Raw genomic sequence first — 15,049 nt, 5'->3', positions numbered from 1 at the left:
TCCCGCCAGCTGCAGGTGCCGGTGGTGATGCTGACGGCGGTGAGGACACCCGCATCGTCGGCCTCGGGGCCGCCTACTGCAGCCGTTCAACCCGCGCAGCTGGTGGCCCGCGGTGCGGCGCTCAGCGGGCCGGCGGGTGCTGCGTTTCGGGTCGCTGGAGATCGACCGCGACGAGCGGGTGGTGCGGCTCGGCGGCGAGGCGCGGCCGCTGACGGGGCACCAGTTCGACCTGCTGTGGGCGCTGGCCGAGAGCGCGGGGCGGGTGCTGTCGCGGGCCCAGCTGATGGAGCGGGTGCGCGGCGAGGACCCGACCCTGGACCCGAGACGTGCTCTGCGGATCCGCGGCGATCAGGAGGACCCGCACAACCCCAGCGGATCTTGACGGTGCGCGGGGCGGGCTCGTGTTCACGGCGGGCGAGGCGAGGGCGGATGATGCGGCGCTTGTACCTGCAGATCTATGTCGCGTTCCTCGGCATCGCCGCGGCGATCGTGGTGCTCGCGCTGCTGGCCGGGCGTCTGGTGCTCTACCTGCCCCGGCCCGTGGGCGGCGCCGAGCTGGTCGCGGGCAGCTGCGGCGCCGGCGGTGCTGGTCCGGGTGGGCAGCGGCTGCGCCCCCGGCTGCGCGCGCGGGGCGACGGCCGGGCAGCTGGCGCTCGAGCTGCCCCCCCCCACCTCCGGCCGGCGGCGGTGGTGGTGCACCCGCCGACGGGCGCTGGTTGGGGCGTGTCGCGGCCGACGACGGCCTGGTACTTCACCCACTTCGCGCGTGCTGGCGTGATCAGGTGACGGTCGCGTTGCTGTCTGCGCTGGCGCGGCGGATCCCCGGGCTGCGGCGCGGGGTCGAGGGGCTCGGCGCCGGCGTGCTCGCGACCCGCGTGCAGGTGGTCGGGCGCGACGAGGTCGCGGGCTGGCGCCCAGTCACGGGCGCGCTGGCCGGCGCGGATGGCGGTCGAGCTGCTGGCCGACTCGGCGCCGCAGCAGCGCGCGCTGGCGGCGGAGGCGGGGCGCGACATCGAGGAGCTCGACGCGCTGGTCGGCGACCTGCTGCTGGCCAGTCGGCTCGAGGCGCGGCCGCCGGTGCGCGAGCGGGTCGACCTCGCGGCGCTGCTGGCGGAGGAGGCCGAGCGAGCTGGCGCGAAGGACATGTCCTCGGGGCCAGCCTGGTACGCGGGCGACGCGGCGGCGCTGCGCCGGCTGCTGCGCAACTTGCTGGAGAACGCGGGGCGGCACGGGCAGCCGCCGGTGGAGGCGGAGCGGGTCTGCGTCGAGGACCGCGGGCCCGGGGTGGCGGCGGAGCGCGAGCGCATCTTCGCGGCGTTCTACCGCCCGGCGGGTCACCGCGAGGGCGACGGCGGGGTCGGCCTCGGGCTCGCGCTGGTGCGGCATCGCCAGGACACGGCGCCGGGCGCCGGCGGGGGCCGCTGTGGTCGAACTGCCCGGGGCGTGACGCGAGCGCGGGGGCGTGATGCGGGCAGGGCGGGTCGCAAGCTTCGCCGATCGACGGCGGGGGCTCGCTCGCGGAGCTCAGAGGTTCAGGCGCTGCGGGCTGACTTGCGGTGGACGACGCGGGCGAGCAGGCCGCGGGGGACCACCGACCACAGCGGCTCCTCGGCGGCGCCCCAGCGGCGCAGGAGCACGTTGGCGGCGAGCATGCCGGTCGCGGCGGCGCGCTCCATCAGCGCGGTCGGGAAGTCGGTGTGCACGCAATCGCCGGCCAGCAGGAGGCCGGGCTCGGGCGTGCTGACGCGGGGGCGCAGGGCGGCCTCGCCGGGGCGGAAGGCGGGGCAGTCCTGGCGGATGAGGAAGCGCTGCTCGACGATGCGGGCGGCGCGGGTCTCGGGGTAGAGGTGGTGGAGGGTGGCGAGCAGGTCGGCCTTGATCGCTTCGTCATCGAGGCCGGGCGGGAGGGCGTAGGCGTGGAGCTCGACGACGCTGCCGCCGGTGCGCGCGGCCCAGGCGCGGCTCTCGTCCTCGAACAGGTGGAAGAGGGAGATGTTGTCGAGGAGGCCGAGGCCGGTGGTGCCGACGAAGGCGGCGCGGGCCGGGGCGCAGGGGCGGTCGAGCCACAGGCGCCACACGGCGAACGCGTTGGTGACGCTCTGGCCGGCGATCGCGGCGCGCCATCGGGAGTCACCGAGTCCGGGCGAGTCGGCGACGATGCGCTGCAGGCCCGGGAGGTGCGGGGCGAGGACGACGGCGTCGGCGGCGAGCGTGGCCGCGTTCGTGTGCACCTGCATATGCTCGCGATCGCGGGTGATGCGGGTCGCGGCGACGCCGAGCTCGATCTGCACGCCGAGCTGCTCGAGGTGGCGCTGCATGGGCTGCCACAGGCGGGTCGAGAACGGGCCGTCGAGGACGTCGAAGACGATGCCCTCGGGGTTTCCGATGAAGTAGAAGTGGAACATCATCATCAGCTCGGCGGCCGAGAACTCGGCCTCCGGGTTGAAGAAGCTGTGGGAGAAGACATCGAAGAGCATCTGCCGCGCGCGCGGCGGGAAGCCGAGGCGGTTGAGGAATTCGTGGGCGCTCTGCTGGTCGTACTTGGCGTAGGTGGCGACCGGGTCGTAGGCCATCATCGCCTGGCCGAGGGTGTTGTCGACGCGCAGGGCGTCGCGCAGGCTCATGCTCGACGATCGGCGGATGAGGCTGATGAGGTTGACGATCGGGAGCTTCGGCAGGCCGGCGAAGGACTCGACGGCGCCGTCGGGGCCGAGCAGCGGGTAGTCGGTGACGGGGGTGAGGCGCGCGAGGCTGGGGTCGATGCGGCGCATGAGGGCGCGCAGGTTGTAGTACTGGCGGAAGAAGGCGTGGAAGCCCCGCTCCATCTCGAAGCGCTGGCCGTCGGCGAGGCTGTCGGTCCAGGCGCTGACGCGGCCGCCGAGCTCGGCGTTGCTCTCGAGCAGGGTGACGGCGGCGCCGCGTTCGGCGAGCACGAGCGCCGCGGCGACGCCCGCGATGCCGCCGCCGACGACGACGACGCTGCGCGGGGTGGCGAGACGGCGGGGGGCGGCGGGGTCCGGGTGGTTGACCGGGGTGCGACGAAACCCGAGCATGGCTAGGCGGGGCGGCGGGCGAGGAAGGAGTGGACGATGCCGGACTGCCAGCCGTCCATCGTCTGGCTGCGGGTGTTGGTGAAGCCGGCGTGGGCGAGGCGGACCTCGAAGGCGGCGACGCCGTCGAAGTCGTTCACGCTGGCGCGGAGGTAGCGGTAGATGTCGGAGCCGGGCGAGGTGAGGAGGCCGGCGGGGATGATGATGCCGAGGGCGACGGCGTTCCAGATCATGCGGCTGCGCAGCGAGTCGCGGACCGAGTACTCGTGAAAGCAGATCGTGCCGCCGGGGCGCAGGAGCTGGAGCAGGCGGGCGAGGCAGAGGTCGGGGTCGGGCATGTTGCGGATGCCGTAGGCCATGAGGATGCCGTCGAAGGGGCCGGCGAGGCCGCTGGCGGCCGGGTCCATGGCGTCGCCGCAGACGAAGCGGACGTCGCGAGCCCACGGCTTCTTGGCGGCGACGGCGAGCATGCCGGCGGAGGCGTCGAGGCCGACGATGCGGGCGCGCGGGTAGGTCTTGACCAGGGCCTCGGTCGACAGGCCGGTGCCGCAGCAGAGGTCCAAGATCTCGGTGTCCGGGGTCGGCGCGAGCTGCATGCGCTCGGCGCTCCAGCGCAGGTGCTTCTTGTAGCCGGGGTTGCAGCCGGTCAGCAGGTCGTAGCGCCGGGCGACGCGGTCGAACTCGTGGGGGACGGCCTGCTTCTGGGCCGTGAGGGGGTCGTGCTGCATGGGGTCTCGGATGGCCCGGAGGACAGGTCGTAAGGGCCAGGTCGTAAGGGCCAGGTCGGGAGGGCCAGGTCGGGAGGGCCAGGTTGGGGCCAGGTTGGGGCCAGGTTCGGCCAGATTTCAGCCAGGTTCAGGAGGCGGCGCCGAGGGCCTGGGTGGTCGGGTGGAGCTGGGGGAGCAGCTGGGCCGACCAGCCGCGGAGGTAGGCGCGCAGCTCGTCGCGGCCGGGGCAGGCGGGCACGCGGTCCTGGCTCTCCTCGCACAGGGTCCGCATGCGGGCGATGGCGCCGGCGGTGCCGAGCTCGTGCACGGCGGAGGGGCGGGCGTTGACGGTGTCCTGGCCGACGGGCTTGCCGAGCAGCTCGGGGCGGCCGTAGGCGTCGCGGAGGTCGTCGGCGACCTGGTAGGCCTCACCCAGGCGGTAGCCGAGGCCGGTCCACTGCAGCGGGTCGCCGCCGCTGGCGATCGCGCCGGCGAGGATCGCCGACTCGAACAGGGCGCCGGTCTTGGCGCGGTGGTAGATCGCCAGCTCGGTGCGGCTATCGGACTCCCAGGCCTGGCCGGCGCAGATGCCAGCGGGTGCGCCGGTGCCGCGGGCGACCACCCGCAGGAGGCCGGGGAGGAGGCTGGTGTGGGCCGCCCCGGCGCGGGCGAGGGTGTCGAAGGAGAGGACGATGAGGGCGTTGCCGGCGAGGATCGCCAGCTCCTCGCCGAAGGCGGCGTGGACCGAGGGGTGGCCGCGGCGGATCGCGGCGTCGTCGAAGCAGGGCAGGTCGTCGTAGACCAGCGAGGCGCAGTGCATCAGCTCGATGGCGACGGCGGCAGACTCGGCGAGCGCGGGGTGGCCGTCGCCGCAGGCCGCGGCGACGGCGAGGCAGAGCTCGGGTCGCAGGCGGGCGCCGCCGGGGAAGACCGCGTGGCGCATCGCCTGCGCCAGCCGGGGCGGGCACGGCGGCGCGACGGCGTGATCGAGGCAGGATCTGAGGGGTCGTTCTATGCGCCGACGTGGGTCCATAACGCGGATGCTCGGAAGCATGGGGGGATGTCCAGAGATTGTCAATGAAGGGGCCGGGGTTAGACAAAGACTTGAAACCTGGCAGGAGCGCGCTAGGGTGGGGCCCATGGCGGTTTCCGGGCGAGCGCCGCGGGCAGTGGTCGTCGGCGGCGGCGTCGGCGGGCTGGCGTGTGCCATCGACCTGGCGCGCGCCGGGGTGGCCGTCACGCTGTGCGAGCGGGCCGCGGAGGTGGGCGGGAAGCTGCGTCAGGTCGCGGTCGCGGGGCGATCGATCGACGCGGGTCCGACGGTGTTGACGATGCGCTGGGTGTTTGAGGGTTTGTTCGCGGACGCGGGGACGACGCTGGCGGAGCAGCTGACGCTGACGCCGATGGAGACGCTGGCGCGGCACGCCTGGGCCGACGGCTCGCGGCTCGATCTGCACGCGGAGCTCGAGCGATCGGCGGATGCGATCGGCGCGTTCGCGGGGGCGGCGGAGGCCCGCGGGTTTCGCGAGTTCTGTCGCCACAGCGCGACGATCTACCGCATGGTCGCGGCGCCGTTCATCGCGTCGGCGCGGCCGAGCTTGCCGGGGCTCGTGGGCTCGCTCGGGCTCGGCGGTCTCGGCGGGGTGTTCAAGATCGACTTTCATCGCAGCATGTGGCGGGCGCTCGGCGACTTCTTCCGCGACCCGCGGCTGCGCCAGCTGTTCGCCCGCTACGCCACCTACTACGGCAGCGATCCCTTCACGGCGCCGGCGACCTTGAACCTGATCGCCCACGTCGAGCAGCTCGGCGTGTGGACGGTGGAGGGCGGGATGATCGGGCTGGCGACGGCGCTGCGGCGGGTCGGGGCCTCGCTCGGGGTCTCGCTGCGCTGCGGGGCCGAGGTCGCCGAGGTCGCGGTCCAGCGCGGCAAGGCGCGCGGGGTCGTGCTGGCCGGCGGCGAGGCGATCGCGGCCGACGCGGTGATCGTCAACGGCGACGTCGCGGCGGTCGCGGAGGGTCGCCTCGGGGCTGCGGCTGCGGCTGCGGTGAAGACCCCGGCGGCCGATCGGCGCTCGCTGTCGGCGCTGACCTGGGCGTGCGTCGCCGAGGTGAAGGGCTGGCCGCTCGTGCGCCACAACGTCTGCTTCTCGCGCGACTACGCGGCGGAGTTCGCCGCGCTCGCGGCGGGTCGGTTGCCCGCTGAGCCGACCGTTTACATCTGCGCGCAGGACCGGGGCGACGTCGTCGCCGGGGCCGCCGCGTATACTGCCGCGGCGGGTCCGCAGCGGCTGCTGATCCTGGTCAACGCGCCGCCCTGCGGCGGTGAGGGCCGCTTTCGTCACCCGGAGATCGATGCATGCCAACAGGCGACCTTTCAACTGTTGAGGCGGTGCGGGCTGGACCTGACGCTGACGCCGGAGGCCACGCTGCTGACCACGCCCAACGAGCTCGCGGCGCTGTTCCCGGGCACGCACGGGGCGATCTACGGCGCGGCGACGCGGGGCTTCACGGACACGCTGCGGCGTCAGGGGGCGCGCACGCGGCTCGCGGGGCTGTACCTGGCGGGGGGGAGCGTGCACCCGGGGGCGGGCGTGCCGATGGCGACCCTGAGCGGGCGGCATGCGGCGCAGAGCGTGCTCGCGGACCTCGCTTCGACCGCGGGGTGGCGCCCGGCGGGTACAGCTGGTGGTACCTCGACGCGCTCAGCGACGACGGGCGCCACGGGCTGACGATCATCGCGTTCATCGGCAGCGTGTTCTCGCCGTACTACGCGCGGGCGCGGGCCCGGTCGCGCTGGGGCCTCGCCGATCCGCTCGAGCACTGCGCGATCAATGTGGCGCTGTACGGGCCGGGGGCCGACGCGTGGGTGCTGTCGGAGTATGGTCCGGCGGAGGTCGAGCGGAGCGCCGATCGCCTGCGGGTCGGGGGCAGCAGCGTGGCGTGGGAGGGCGACTGTCTGCTGGTCCGCTTCGACGAGCGCACGGCGGTGTTCGGGCAGCGGGTCGCCGGGGTGGTGCGGCTGTACCCGTCGGCGCTGCCGGCCGCGCCGGTGCAGATCGATCGCCGCGGTCGCCACACGTGGTGGGGCGTCGCCCCGCACGCGCGGGTCGAGGCCGAGCTCACGCACCCGGGGCTGCGCCTGCGCGGCAGCGGCTACCACGACGCGAACTTCGGCGACGAGCCGCTCGAGGCGGCGTTCCTCGACTGGAGCTGGTCGCGGGCGTCGCTCGGCGAGCGCGCGACGGTGCTGTACGACGCGCGGCGGGTCGACGGCAGCGAGCTGCGTCTGGGGCGGATGTTCCACAGCGACGGGCGGGTCGAGGAGCTGGCGGCGCCGCGGCGGGCCCTGCTCGGGCGCACGCGGTGGTTGTTGCCGCGGAGCACCCGCACGGACGGCGGCGACGCGCGGGTGCTGCGGACCCTCGAGGACACGCCGTTTTATGCGCGCAGCGAGCTGCAGACCAGCCTCGCGGGGTCTCGCATGGTGGCGGTGCACGAGTCGCTGTCGCTCGAGCGCTTCGCGTCGCCGATGGTGCAGACGATGCTGCCGTTTCGCATCCGCCGCGGCGGTTGAGGGCTCAGAGCGTGACGCCGGCCTGGTTGCAGGCCGAGACGACGGCGTCGCGGCGGCTGCCGCTGAGCGAGCCGAGCGCGGCGCGGGCGTTGTCGGCGTTCTTCAGGCGGCAGGCGGACACGCCCATCAGCTCGAGCGCCTCCTGCGACTTGGACGCGAGGTTGCTCTGCCTGGCGAGCGAGTAGGCGAGCGTGTGGTTGCCGTTGGCAGCGGCCTGCCTGGCGCGGTCGAGGGTCTCCTTGGCCTTGTCGGCCTCGTTGGCGTCGGCCTTGGCGGGAGCGGGGGTGGGGACGGGTGCGGGCGCCTTCTTGGCGGCGGCCTCCTCGGCGGTCTTCTTGGCGGCCTCCTCGGCGGCCTTCTTGGCGGCCATGTGTTCGCGGAGCTGGTCGAAGACGTCTTTCTCGCGCTCTTCCTCGGGCTCCACCCTGGTGCGCGGGGTCTTCTTCTTCTTCGGGTCCTTCGGGTCCTTCTTGCCGGGTTTGGTCTCGGGCACCGCGGTGGGAGGGTCGGTCGCGGGTGGCTCGACGGCCTTCGGGTCGGCGATGGGGCGATCGCCGGCGGTGCCATCGGGCGGGCCATCGGGCGGGCTTTTCGGGCTGTCGGGCGGTTGGACGAGGCCGGTGCCGCGATCGGCGAGCGGGTCCTTCACGGGCGGGGTGGCCTCGGCGAGCTTGCTGGACGGGCTCGTGGTGGTCCTGGCGATCGGATCGTCGCCCGTGCCGGTGAAGGTCGGGCTGGTGAACACCAGCGCGGCGATGCCGGCGGCCGCGACGAGGCCGACGACGATCCACACGCCGGCGCGGCTGCGCGGGAGCTCGGCGACCAGCGAGTCGGTGGTGCCGCTGACCTGCGAGAGCGCCGCCTGCGGGCCCGTCACCGGGCCGTGCTGCAGGGCGGCGCTGCGCAAGCGCTCGTCGGAGGGGCGCAGGGCGGCGCGGGTCGGCTCGGCGGCTTCGACCTGAGTCGGCGGCTGAACGGGCGGCTGAACGAGTCTTGGCTGGGCGGGGGCCGCGGTCTCGGCGAGCGCGCTGCGCAGGTAGGTGCCCGAGGCCGAGGCGTTGTCGCCGTCGCTCCTGCGGATCTCGGTGAGGCGGATGACCGGGCGGCGGGCGCTCGAGGCGGAGCTGGCGGCGCGCGGCTCCTCGGCTGGCTTGCTGGGGCGCGCGGGGCCGTCCGCCGGGGCGGTGCTGTCTGAAGAGACAGGCTTGCTGTCCGCGGGGACAGGTTTGCTGGCGGTGGCGGCGCCCAGGGCGGGGCTGTCTGAAGGGACAGGCTTGCTGTCCGCGGGGACAGGTTTGGTGGTGGCGGCAGGTGCGGGGCTGTCCGAAGGGACAGGCGTGCTAGCCGTGGAGACCGACGGGGCCGGCTCGCTGTCCGTCGGGCCGGACGCGGCGGGGCTGTCCGAAGGGACAGGCTTGCTGTCCGCGGGGACAGGTGCGACGGGGCTGTCCGAAAGGACAGGCTTGCTGGCCGCGGGGACAGCCGTGGGTTCGGGCGTGGCGGCGAGGCCGGAGCGCAGCAGGGTGCCGGCTGGCAGCGCGGCGGAGGGCGCCCGTGGGGTGGGGAGGGGAACGCCGCTGCCGGGGCGAGCGGCGGTGGGCGAGGCGGTCGAGGGGGTGCGCGGGGTCGCGGACGGGACCCCGAGCGAGGGCGGAGGCGGCAAGATCAGGCCGCCCGGAGGGATCGTCGAGGGGCGCCCGAGCGAGGGCGGTGGCGGCAAGCGCAGCCCGCCGAGCGTCGGCGGCAAGGTGGCAGGACGGGCCGCTGTGCCCGGCATCGGCGGGGCGGCTGCGCCACGGATCATGTCGCTGCTGAGCGAGCCTGGCGGGAGGGTGACGTGGGTGGGGATCGAGGCGGCGCGACGGGCCGGCGTCGGCACGTTGGGGGCGCTCGGCGCGGGGTCGCTGACGGTGGTGACGGGCGGGGCCGCGGGTGCCGGTGCGTCGGCGACGGGCGGGGTCGCGGGTGCCGCGTCGGTGACGGGCGGGGTCGCGGGCGCCGGTGCGTTGGTTGCTGCGACGGCGACGGGTGTGGTCGCGGGTGCCGGTGCGTCGGTGACGGGCGGGGTCGCGGTTGCTGCGACGGCGACGGGCGGGGTCGCGGTTGTTGCGTCGGCGACGGGCGGGGTCGCGGGCGTTGCGTCGGCGGCGACGGGCGCGGGCGTTGCTGGGGCGGCGACAGGCGTTGCGGCGGGTGTGGGGCTCGCTGGGGCCTGCGCCGCGGTGGGCGCTGCGTCGACGGGGGCCGTCGGGATCTCGCTGGCGGCGGTGCTCGCGGAGACGACCGTGTGAGCGCCGGCGGGCAGCGACGACTCGGGCACCGCGATGAGCGCGGCGGCGAAGGCGTCCATCGTCGGGAATCGGTCGGCCGGGTCCTTGGCGAGGCTGCGCAGCAGTACGGCCTCGACCTCGGCGGGGATCTCGGCGTCCGGGGCGACCTCGCGGGGCGGACGCGGCCGACATTGCAGGTGCATCGACACCAGGCGCACCGGGTTGGCGTCGGTGAAGGGCACGCTGCCGGACAGCAGCTCGTAGGCGATGACGCCGAAGGAGTAGACGTCGCTGCGCGCGTCGATCGGCTCGCCGCAGGCCTGCTCCGGGGCGATGTAGCGGGCGAGGACGGTGGCGCCGTGGCCGGCGTGGGGGCCGATGGTGCTGGCGAGCTGCTCGATGACCGCGTTGTTGACGACCTTGATCGCCTCGTGCTTGTTCTTGCCGCGGATGGCATAGCAGTGGCGGGCCTCGAGGCCGCCGAGGATGATGCCCTCGGCGTGCAGGCCGTGGACGATCTGGCACAGGCGGATCAGCAGGCTGCGGGCGCGGCTCCACGGGAGGCGACCGTTGTGGCTGAGCATCGTGGCGAGGTGGTCACCGTCGAGGCGGTCGCTGACGACGAAGAGCTCGCCCTCGAGGGTCATGCCGACGTCGAAGATGTCGACGAGGTTGATCAGGGCCGCGGGGTCGCGCTGCTGGATCGCGTTGTTGCGCTCGATGCGGGCGCGGATCCGCGGGATGAGGCCGGGCTGCTGGGCGAGCGTGGGCACGAGCACGCGCACGGCCACGGGCTTGCCCGAGATGATGTCGTCGGCGCGGAACACCGCGCCGGTGGAGCCTTGACCGATGAGGCCGGCGATGCGGTAGCGGTTGGCCAGCAGCGTGCCAGCCAGCGCAGACCTCGGTTTCCACGCCGACGCGTCGGTAGATTCAGACTGCGACCCTGCGTGCGGCGCCATGCGGCGCAATGATAACTCAGAACGTCCGCGATGACGCTCGTCCGCGCGTGGGGCCGGAGGTCCCCGATGGTGTCCTCAGGTGTCTGCCGGTTGCCTACCGGCAGTCGTGGTCGCGGTCGTGGTGATCGTCGCTGCGGCAGCGTCGCGGCAGTCGTGGCGGCGATCGTGGGAGTTCTACAGCGAGCGCCGCGAGTGTGCTGGCAGGTCAGGCACTTTCGTGGCGCGGCGCCGGCTCATCGACGGGCAGCTGCCCTGGGTCCCAGAGGCCCTCGGAGCGGGCGATGAAGGCGGCGGCGGTGTGATCGCCGAGCACGTTCACGGCGGTGCGGGCCATGTCGAGGATGCGGTCGACGCCGAGGATCACGGCGATGCCCTCGGGCGGGACGCGGAACATCGCGAGCATGCCGACCATCAGCGGGATCGATCCGCCCGGGACGGCGGCGGCGCCGACCGATGTGATCACGGCCATGCCCATGACGACGGCCATCTGGCCGGCGTCGAGCGAGACGCCGAAGACCTGGCACAGGAAGATGACGGTGATGCCCTCGAACAGCGCGGTGCCGTTCATGCACATGGTCGCGCCCAGCGGGTAGACGAAGCCGCACACCTGCGGCGGGATGCCGAGGCGCTCCTCGCCGACGCGGATGTTGGTCGGCAAGGTGGCGCTGCTCGAGGAGGTGCTGAAGGCGGTGACGAGGCTGGCGCGGATGCGGGTGAAGAAGACCAGGGGCGACACGCCGATGAGCAGGCGGATGATGAGGCCCATCGTGACGGTCGCGTGCAGCAGCAGGGCGGCGAGCACGAGGCCGACGTAGAGGCCGAGCGGGGCGAGGAGGTCGAAGCCGAAGCGGGAGGTGACGCCGAAGATGAGGCCGGCGACGCCGTAGGGGGCGAGGCGCATGGCGAAGTCGATGATGGTGGTGACGACCTCGGCGAGCGCCTCGAGCCAGGTGGTCATGGCCTGGCGGCGGTCGGCGCGGATCATCGAGACGGCGGCGCCGAACACCAGGCCGAAGAAGATGATGCCGAGCATGTCGCCGTCGACGGCGGAGGCGATAGGGTTGCGGGTGACGATGCCGACCAGGGTGTCGACGCCGAAGTCGGCGGTGTGGGCGGCCTCGATCTTGTCGGCGGCCTTGGCGGCGTAGTCGGCGAGCAGCTTCTCGCGGGTGGCGACGGCGATGTGGGTGCCGGGCTGGACCAGGCGGACAGCGATGAGGCCGAGGCCGGTGGCGAGCGCGGTGGTGCCGAGGAAGTAGGCGAGGGTCTTGGCGCCCATGCGGCCGACGCGGCGTACGTCGCCGACGCCGGCGACGCCGAGGGCGATCGAGGCGAAGACCAGCGGCATGACGACCATCTGCAGCATGCGCAGGAACACCTGGCCGACCGGGCCGGCGAGGTAGCGGTCGACGAGGGCGACGCCGGGGTGCTCGGGGCCGAGGCCGAGGTTGGCGGAGACGCCGAGGACGGCGCCGCAGAGCAGGCCGAGGAGGATCTTGCTGTGCAGGGCCATGCGTGGCTTCTCAGGGCGGATCGTGAGTCGATCATTCGCGGGCGATCAGCCCGGGTTGATCGGCTTGAGGGCGAGGCCGCCGGGGTAGGCGTAGCTGGTGCTGGCGGCCTCGCCGACGACCATGATGCTGAAGGGGGCGACGCCAGTGGCGCTGTTGGTGCCGGGCTTGCAGTTGCGGGCGCCAGGGTTGATGTTGACGACGGCCGACTGGTAGTCGGGGGTGATGTCGGTCCACTCGGTGACCTCGCCGAAGCAGCCGAGCTCGACCGGCTGGTCGCTGCTGCGGACGATCTTGACGTTGTCGTTGGTGTAGGAGAAGTCGACCAGGAACACGTAGTCGGTGAGCCACTGCTCGACCGGGACGGCGAGCACCATGGAGGGGTCGCCGGGGCACTCGGGCAGCATGGTGGCCTTGCAGCCGTACATGTAGCCGGCGAGCAGGACCGGCGCGGTGCTGCTGAGGTCGAAGTCGGCGTCGGCGGTGAACTGCAGCAGACCGCCGGCGTCGAGCTTGGCCTTGTCGCCGATCGACACCGGCGGGTCGAAGGTGAGCGAGGTGTTGTCCTTGGCGGCGAGGACCCGCCAGACCATCGGCTCGGTGTTGCGCGGCGGGGACCGACCGGCGACGTAGTGGCTGCCCCAGGTGTCGACCGGGAAGATCTGCTCCTCGAGGTGGTCGCAGAAGTCGATGTTGGTGTTGGGGACCTGCCCGCAGCTGTGGCCGCCGAACACGGCGACGGGGGCGTTGCTGGTGATCTTGCTGGCGCTGAGGTCCTGGCTGCCGGCGGAGACCTGGATGTAGTCGTAGCGCTTGAGCGGCGGGAGGGCGACGGGGACGCCGGCGACGAGCGCCGGCATGCCGTTCTGGCCGGCGGGGGTGTCGACGGTGGAGTTGATGGTGACGAGGGTGTTGTCCTCGGTGGCGACGATCACCATCGCCGAGCCGGCGCCGATGCCCTTGTCCCAGGCGAGGTGGTAGTAGCTCTTGCCGAGGGTGTGGGTGGGCAGCAGGAGCGAGGCGTCGGTGGTGAAGGCCTTGGCGCCGCCGAGCGGGTTGAACTGGGTGGCGACGATCGGCAGATCGCTGTGCACGCGGAAGGCGCCCGGCCGGGGGCGATGCCGGTGCCGAGGAAGCCGGCGTCGCCGGCGTAGAAGCCCTTCTGGCCGTTGCTGCTGCCCGAGAGCGGGAACACCTTGACGTCGCGCGGCTGGATGGTGTCCTCGGCGATGACCTGCTCGCTGCCGTTGTCGTTGCGGTCGTAGATCGTGACCTGGACGGGGGTCGTCTCGCTCGGGTTGGACAGCGCGACCGCGAACACGTAGGCGTCGCGCGGCGGGACGTTGGCCATGTCGACGGCCCAGAAGTCGCAGCCGAGGCTGGAGTCGTTCTTGGCGACGACCTCGCAGGCGGGCAGGCACTCGCCGAAGTCGCACATGTCCGTCGTGCCGCACTGGGTCGGCGGCAGGAAGGCGGTGCCGCTGTCGTTGCAGGCGATGACGGTGCCGGGGCCGTCGCACTCGCTGCTGCTGGGCGTGCACACCATCGGGTGGCAGGCGACCTCGCCGTCCAGCTCGGCGCAGCCGGTGAGCGGCGGGCAGGGCTCGGGGTCGAGGGAGAAGCAGTGGCAGACGTTGAGGGTGTCGGGGCCGTCGCAGGTGGCGGCGTCGCAGACGCAGGGCTTGCAGGTGCCCTCGCCGAAGCAGCCCTCGTTGGGGTTGCAGGGCTCGTCGACCCAGGCGTTGCCCAGGCAGACCTGACGCTTCTCGGCGTTGAGGCAGCGGGCCTCGCCGGTCTCGCAGGGGCCGGTGGTGGTGGTGGTGGGCGGGTCGCCGGTGGTGGTGGGCTCGGAGGTCGGGCCCTGCGTGGAGCTGTCGGTGGCCGTGGCGCTGGTGATGTGCTGCGTGGTCTCGCTCGCCTCGGTGGCGACCTCGCCGGGGCCCTTGCAGCCGGGGAGCAACCAGGCGAGGACGAGGGCGACGGGCAGCGGGCGCGGCATAGGCGGGTCATGGTGCCGTGGCCGGCCCGGGGGCACAAGCCTGCGCTGCGAGGAGAGCGGCGCGCCGGGTGGCCTTTGGGTCAGGTGGGGTCAGGTGGTGGCTGGACGGTGGCTCGCGCGGCGCGCAGACTGGCGGCATGGGTCAGCGACCCGGCGTGGCGGGGTGGATCGTCGGCGCTGCGCTGGGGTTCGCTGCGTGTGCGGGGCCGACGATGGCGGACGTGCCGAGCGTGGTGGCCACGGCCGGGGCGACGCCCGAGTGCGCCGAGCCTGAGGCGGTGAGCTTCGCGTGGGCGCTCGAGCCTGTCCCGGAGGACATCTCGTTGGACCTCGCGTGCACGGTGACGTCGGCGGCGGCGATCGCCGACGAGCTGGCGATCGGGCTGCGCTGCGACGAGGCCGGGGTGGTCGTGGCGCGGACGCTGCGGGTGTGGGCGACGCCGCGGCCGCCGCGGACGGCGCTGGCGCGCGGCGGCCCGGTGCGCCTGCGGGCGTTCTGGCCTTCGAGCGAGGCTGCGGGGGCGGCGGAGTTCGTGCGCCTCGAGACCGCGAAGGGCGAGCTGCTGCTGGCGGGGGCGCGCGGCGGGGCTCTGGGGCCGCCGGATGGGACGGAGCTGTGGCCGCCCTTCACGCTGACGGAGGGGCCCGAAGTGTGTATGTCCGAAGAGACAGCTTGTGGCGAGGCGCAGCGGCGGGCGCTCGAGCTGCGGCGGGCCGGCGCGGCGCCGCGGTGGTACGTCGACGCCAGCTGGGCGCAGGTCGGCGACCGCGGCGAGGCGCAGCTGTGGGTCGAGGCGGCGCAGACGGGTGAGGCGGGCTGCGTCGGCGATGCGGGTGCGTGGTACAGCGTGGGCCTGATGGCGGCCCGCTGATGCCCGTTGATGCCCGTTGATGTGCGTCGCAGTGGCGCGCGCTGAAACGAGGGTTGACCCCCTGCGCGGCGCGGCGGTAGCACGGGCTTGAGCAGGCTGGTGTC

Annotated in this window: 12 protein-coding genes and 1 pseudogene; 6 read left to right on the top strand and 7 right to left on the bottom strand. The window is 73.7% G+C overall.

From position 1 onward, the window contains the following. Positions 1-136 precede the first annotated feature (136 nt). The 3 genes and pseudogenes from IPJ59_RS32815 to IPJ59_RS38390 all read left to right on the top strand — a co-directional run. Positions 137-382: a winged helix-turn-helix domain-containing protein gene (locus IPJ59_RS32815; RefSeq protein WP_293275185.1), complete on the top strand. Its 246-nt coding sequence runs from the start codon at positions 137-139 to the stop codon at positions 380-382. A 59-nt stretch (positions 383-441) separates the two neighbouring features. Continuing rightward, complete coding sequence (locus IPJ59_RS32810; protein ID WP_293275183.1) at positions 442-786, top strand: hypothetical protein; 345 nt, start codon at positions 442-444, stop codon at positions 784-786. Between the two features lie 156 nt (positions 787-942). Continuing rightward, a pseudogene (locus IPJ59_RS38390) lies at positions 943-1,335 on the top strand (histidine kinase); the annotation flags it as partial. A 197-nt stretch (positions 1,336-1,532) separates the two neighbouring features. On the opposite strand, the gene IPJ59_RS32800 reads toward IPJ59_RS38390, so the two are convergent. From IPJ59_RS32800 to IPJ59_RS32790, 3 genes are all read right to left on the bottom strand, one after another. After that, positions 1,533-3,053 (bottom strand): FAD-dependent oxidoreductase, encoded by a 1,521-nt coding sequence (locus IPJ59_RS32800; protein ID WP_293262072.1) that lies wholly within the window; start codon positions 3,051-3,053, stop codon positions 1,533-1,535. Between the two features lie 2 nt (positions 3,054-3,055). Further along, on the bottom strand, positions 3,056-3,778 hold the full coding sequence (locus tag IPJ59_RS32795; protein WP_293262069.1) for a class I SAM-dependent methyltransferase: 723 nt from the start codon (positions 3,776-3,778) through the stop codon (positions 3,056-3,058). Between the two features lie 127 nt (positions 3,779-3,905). Continuing rightward, on the bottom strand, positions 3,906-4,790 hold the full coding sequence (locus IPJ59_RS32790; protein ID WP_293275180.1) for a polyprenyl synthetase family protein: 885 nt from the start codon (positions 4,788-4,790) through the stop codon (positions 3,906-3,908). Between the two features lie 106 nt (positions 4,791-4,896). Here IPJ59_RS32790 and crtD point away from each other — a divergent pair, with 106 nt between their 5' ends. Then, positions 4,897-6,486, top strand: coding sequence for a 1-hydroxycarotenoid 3,4-desaturase CrtD (gene crtD, locus IPJ59_RS32785; RefSeq protein WP_293275178.1), 1,590 nt, complete (start codon positions 4,897-4,899; stop codon positions 6,484-6,486). Continuing rightward, a complete protein-coding gene (locus IPJ59_RS32780) occupies positions 6,420-7,331 on the top strand; it encodes a hypothetical protein (protein WP_293262063.1) in 912 nt (303 codons plus the stop codon). Before crtD ends, IPJ59_RS32780 begins: the two co-directional genes overlap by 67 nt. A 4-nt stretch (positions 7,332-7,335) precedes the next feature. On the opposite strand, the gene IPJ59_RS32775 is transcribed toward IPJ59_RS32780, so the two are convergent. The 4 genes from IPJ59_RS32775 to IPJ59_RS32760 form a co-directional block, all read right to left on the bottom strand. After that, the gene (locus tag IPJ59_RS32775) at positions 7,336-10,563 is read right to left on the bottom strand and encodes a serine/threonine-protein kinase (protein WP_293275175.1); all 3,228 of its coding nucleotides are present in this window, start codon (positions 10,561-10,563) and stop codon (positions 7,336-7,338) included. A gap of 205 nt (positions 10,564-10,768) precedes the next feature. Next, positions 10,769-12,076, bottom strand: a complete 1,308-nt coding sequence (locus IPJ59_RS32770; RefSeq protein ID WP_293275173.1) for a dicarboxylate/amino acid:cation symporter — start codon at positions 12,074-12,076, stop codon at positions 10,769-10,771. Positions 12,077-12,121: 45 nt separating this feature from the next. Beyond that, positions 12,122-13,084: an IgGFc-binding protein gene (locus IPJ59_RS32765; RefSeq protein WP_293275343.1), complete on the bottom strand. Its 963-nt coding sequence runs from the start codon at positions 13,082-13,084 to the stop codon at positions 12,122-12,124. Then, a complete protein-coding gene (locus IPJ59_RS32760; RefSeq protein ID WP_293275171.1) occupies positions 13,006-14,073 on the bottom strand; it encodes a hypothetical protein in 1,068 nt (355 codons plus the stop codon). The genes IPJ59_RS32765 and IPJ59_RS32760 overlap by 79 nt, the downstream gene beginning before the upstream one ends. Before the next feature lie 137 nt (positions 14,074-14,210). On the opposite strand from IPJ59_RS32760, the gene IPJ59_RS32755 reads away from it, so the two are divergent. Then, entirely contained in the window at positions 14,211-14,945 is a 735-nt protein-coding gene (locus IPJ59_RS32755) for a hypothetical protein (protein WP_293275169.1), read from the top strand. The last annotated feature ends 104 nt before the right edge of the window (positions 14,946-15,049 follow it).

The sequence above is a fragment of the Nannocystis sp. genome (assembly GCF_016714285.1).
Lineage (GTDB): Bacteria > Myxococcota_A > Polyangia > Nannocystales > Nannocystaceae > Nannocystis.
Note: the sequence above shows the minus strand (reverse complement) of the source record. Positions and strands in the feature narration are given on the sequence as shown.

Bases quoted from the DNA above. Each gene is read 5' to 3' on its own strand.
- IPJ59_RS32800 (WP_293262072.1), bottom strand. From the start codon at position 3,053: ATGCTCGGGTTTCGTCGCACCCCGGTCAACCACCCGGACCCCGCCGCC.
- IPJ59_RS32795 (WP_293262069.1), bottom strand. From the start codon at position 3,778: ATGCAGCACGACCCCCTCACGGCCCAGAAGCAGGCCGTCCCCCACGAG.
- IPJ59_RS32790 (WP_293275180.1), bottom strand. From the start codon at position 4,790: ATGGACCCACGTCGGCGCATAGAACGACCCCTCAGATCCTGCCTCGAT.
- crtD (WP_293275178.1), top strand. From the start codon at position 4,897: ATGGCGGTTTCCGGGCGAGCGCCGCGGGCAGTGGTCGTCGGCGGCGGC.
- IPJ59_RS32775 (WP_293275175.1), bottom strand. From the start codon at position 10,563: ATGGCGCCGCACGCAGGGTCGCAGTCTGAATCTACCGACGCGTCGGCG.
- IPJ59_RS32770 (WP_293275173.1), bottom strand. From the start codon at position 12,076: ATGGCCCTGCACAGCAAGATCCTCCTCGGCCTGCTCTGCGGCGCCGTC.
- IPJ59_RS32760 (WP_293275171.1), bottom strand. From the start codon at position 14,073: ATGCCGCGCCCGCTGCCCGTCGCCCTCGTCCTCGCCTGGTTGCTCCCC.
- IPJ59_RS32755 (WP_293275169.1), top strand. From the start codon at position 14,211: ATGGGTCAGCGACCCGGCGTGGCGGGGTGGATCGTCGGCGCTGCGCTG.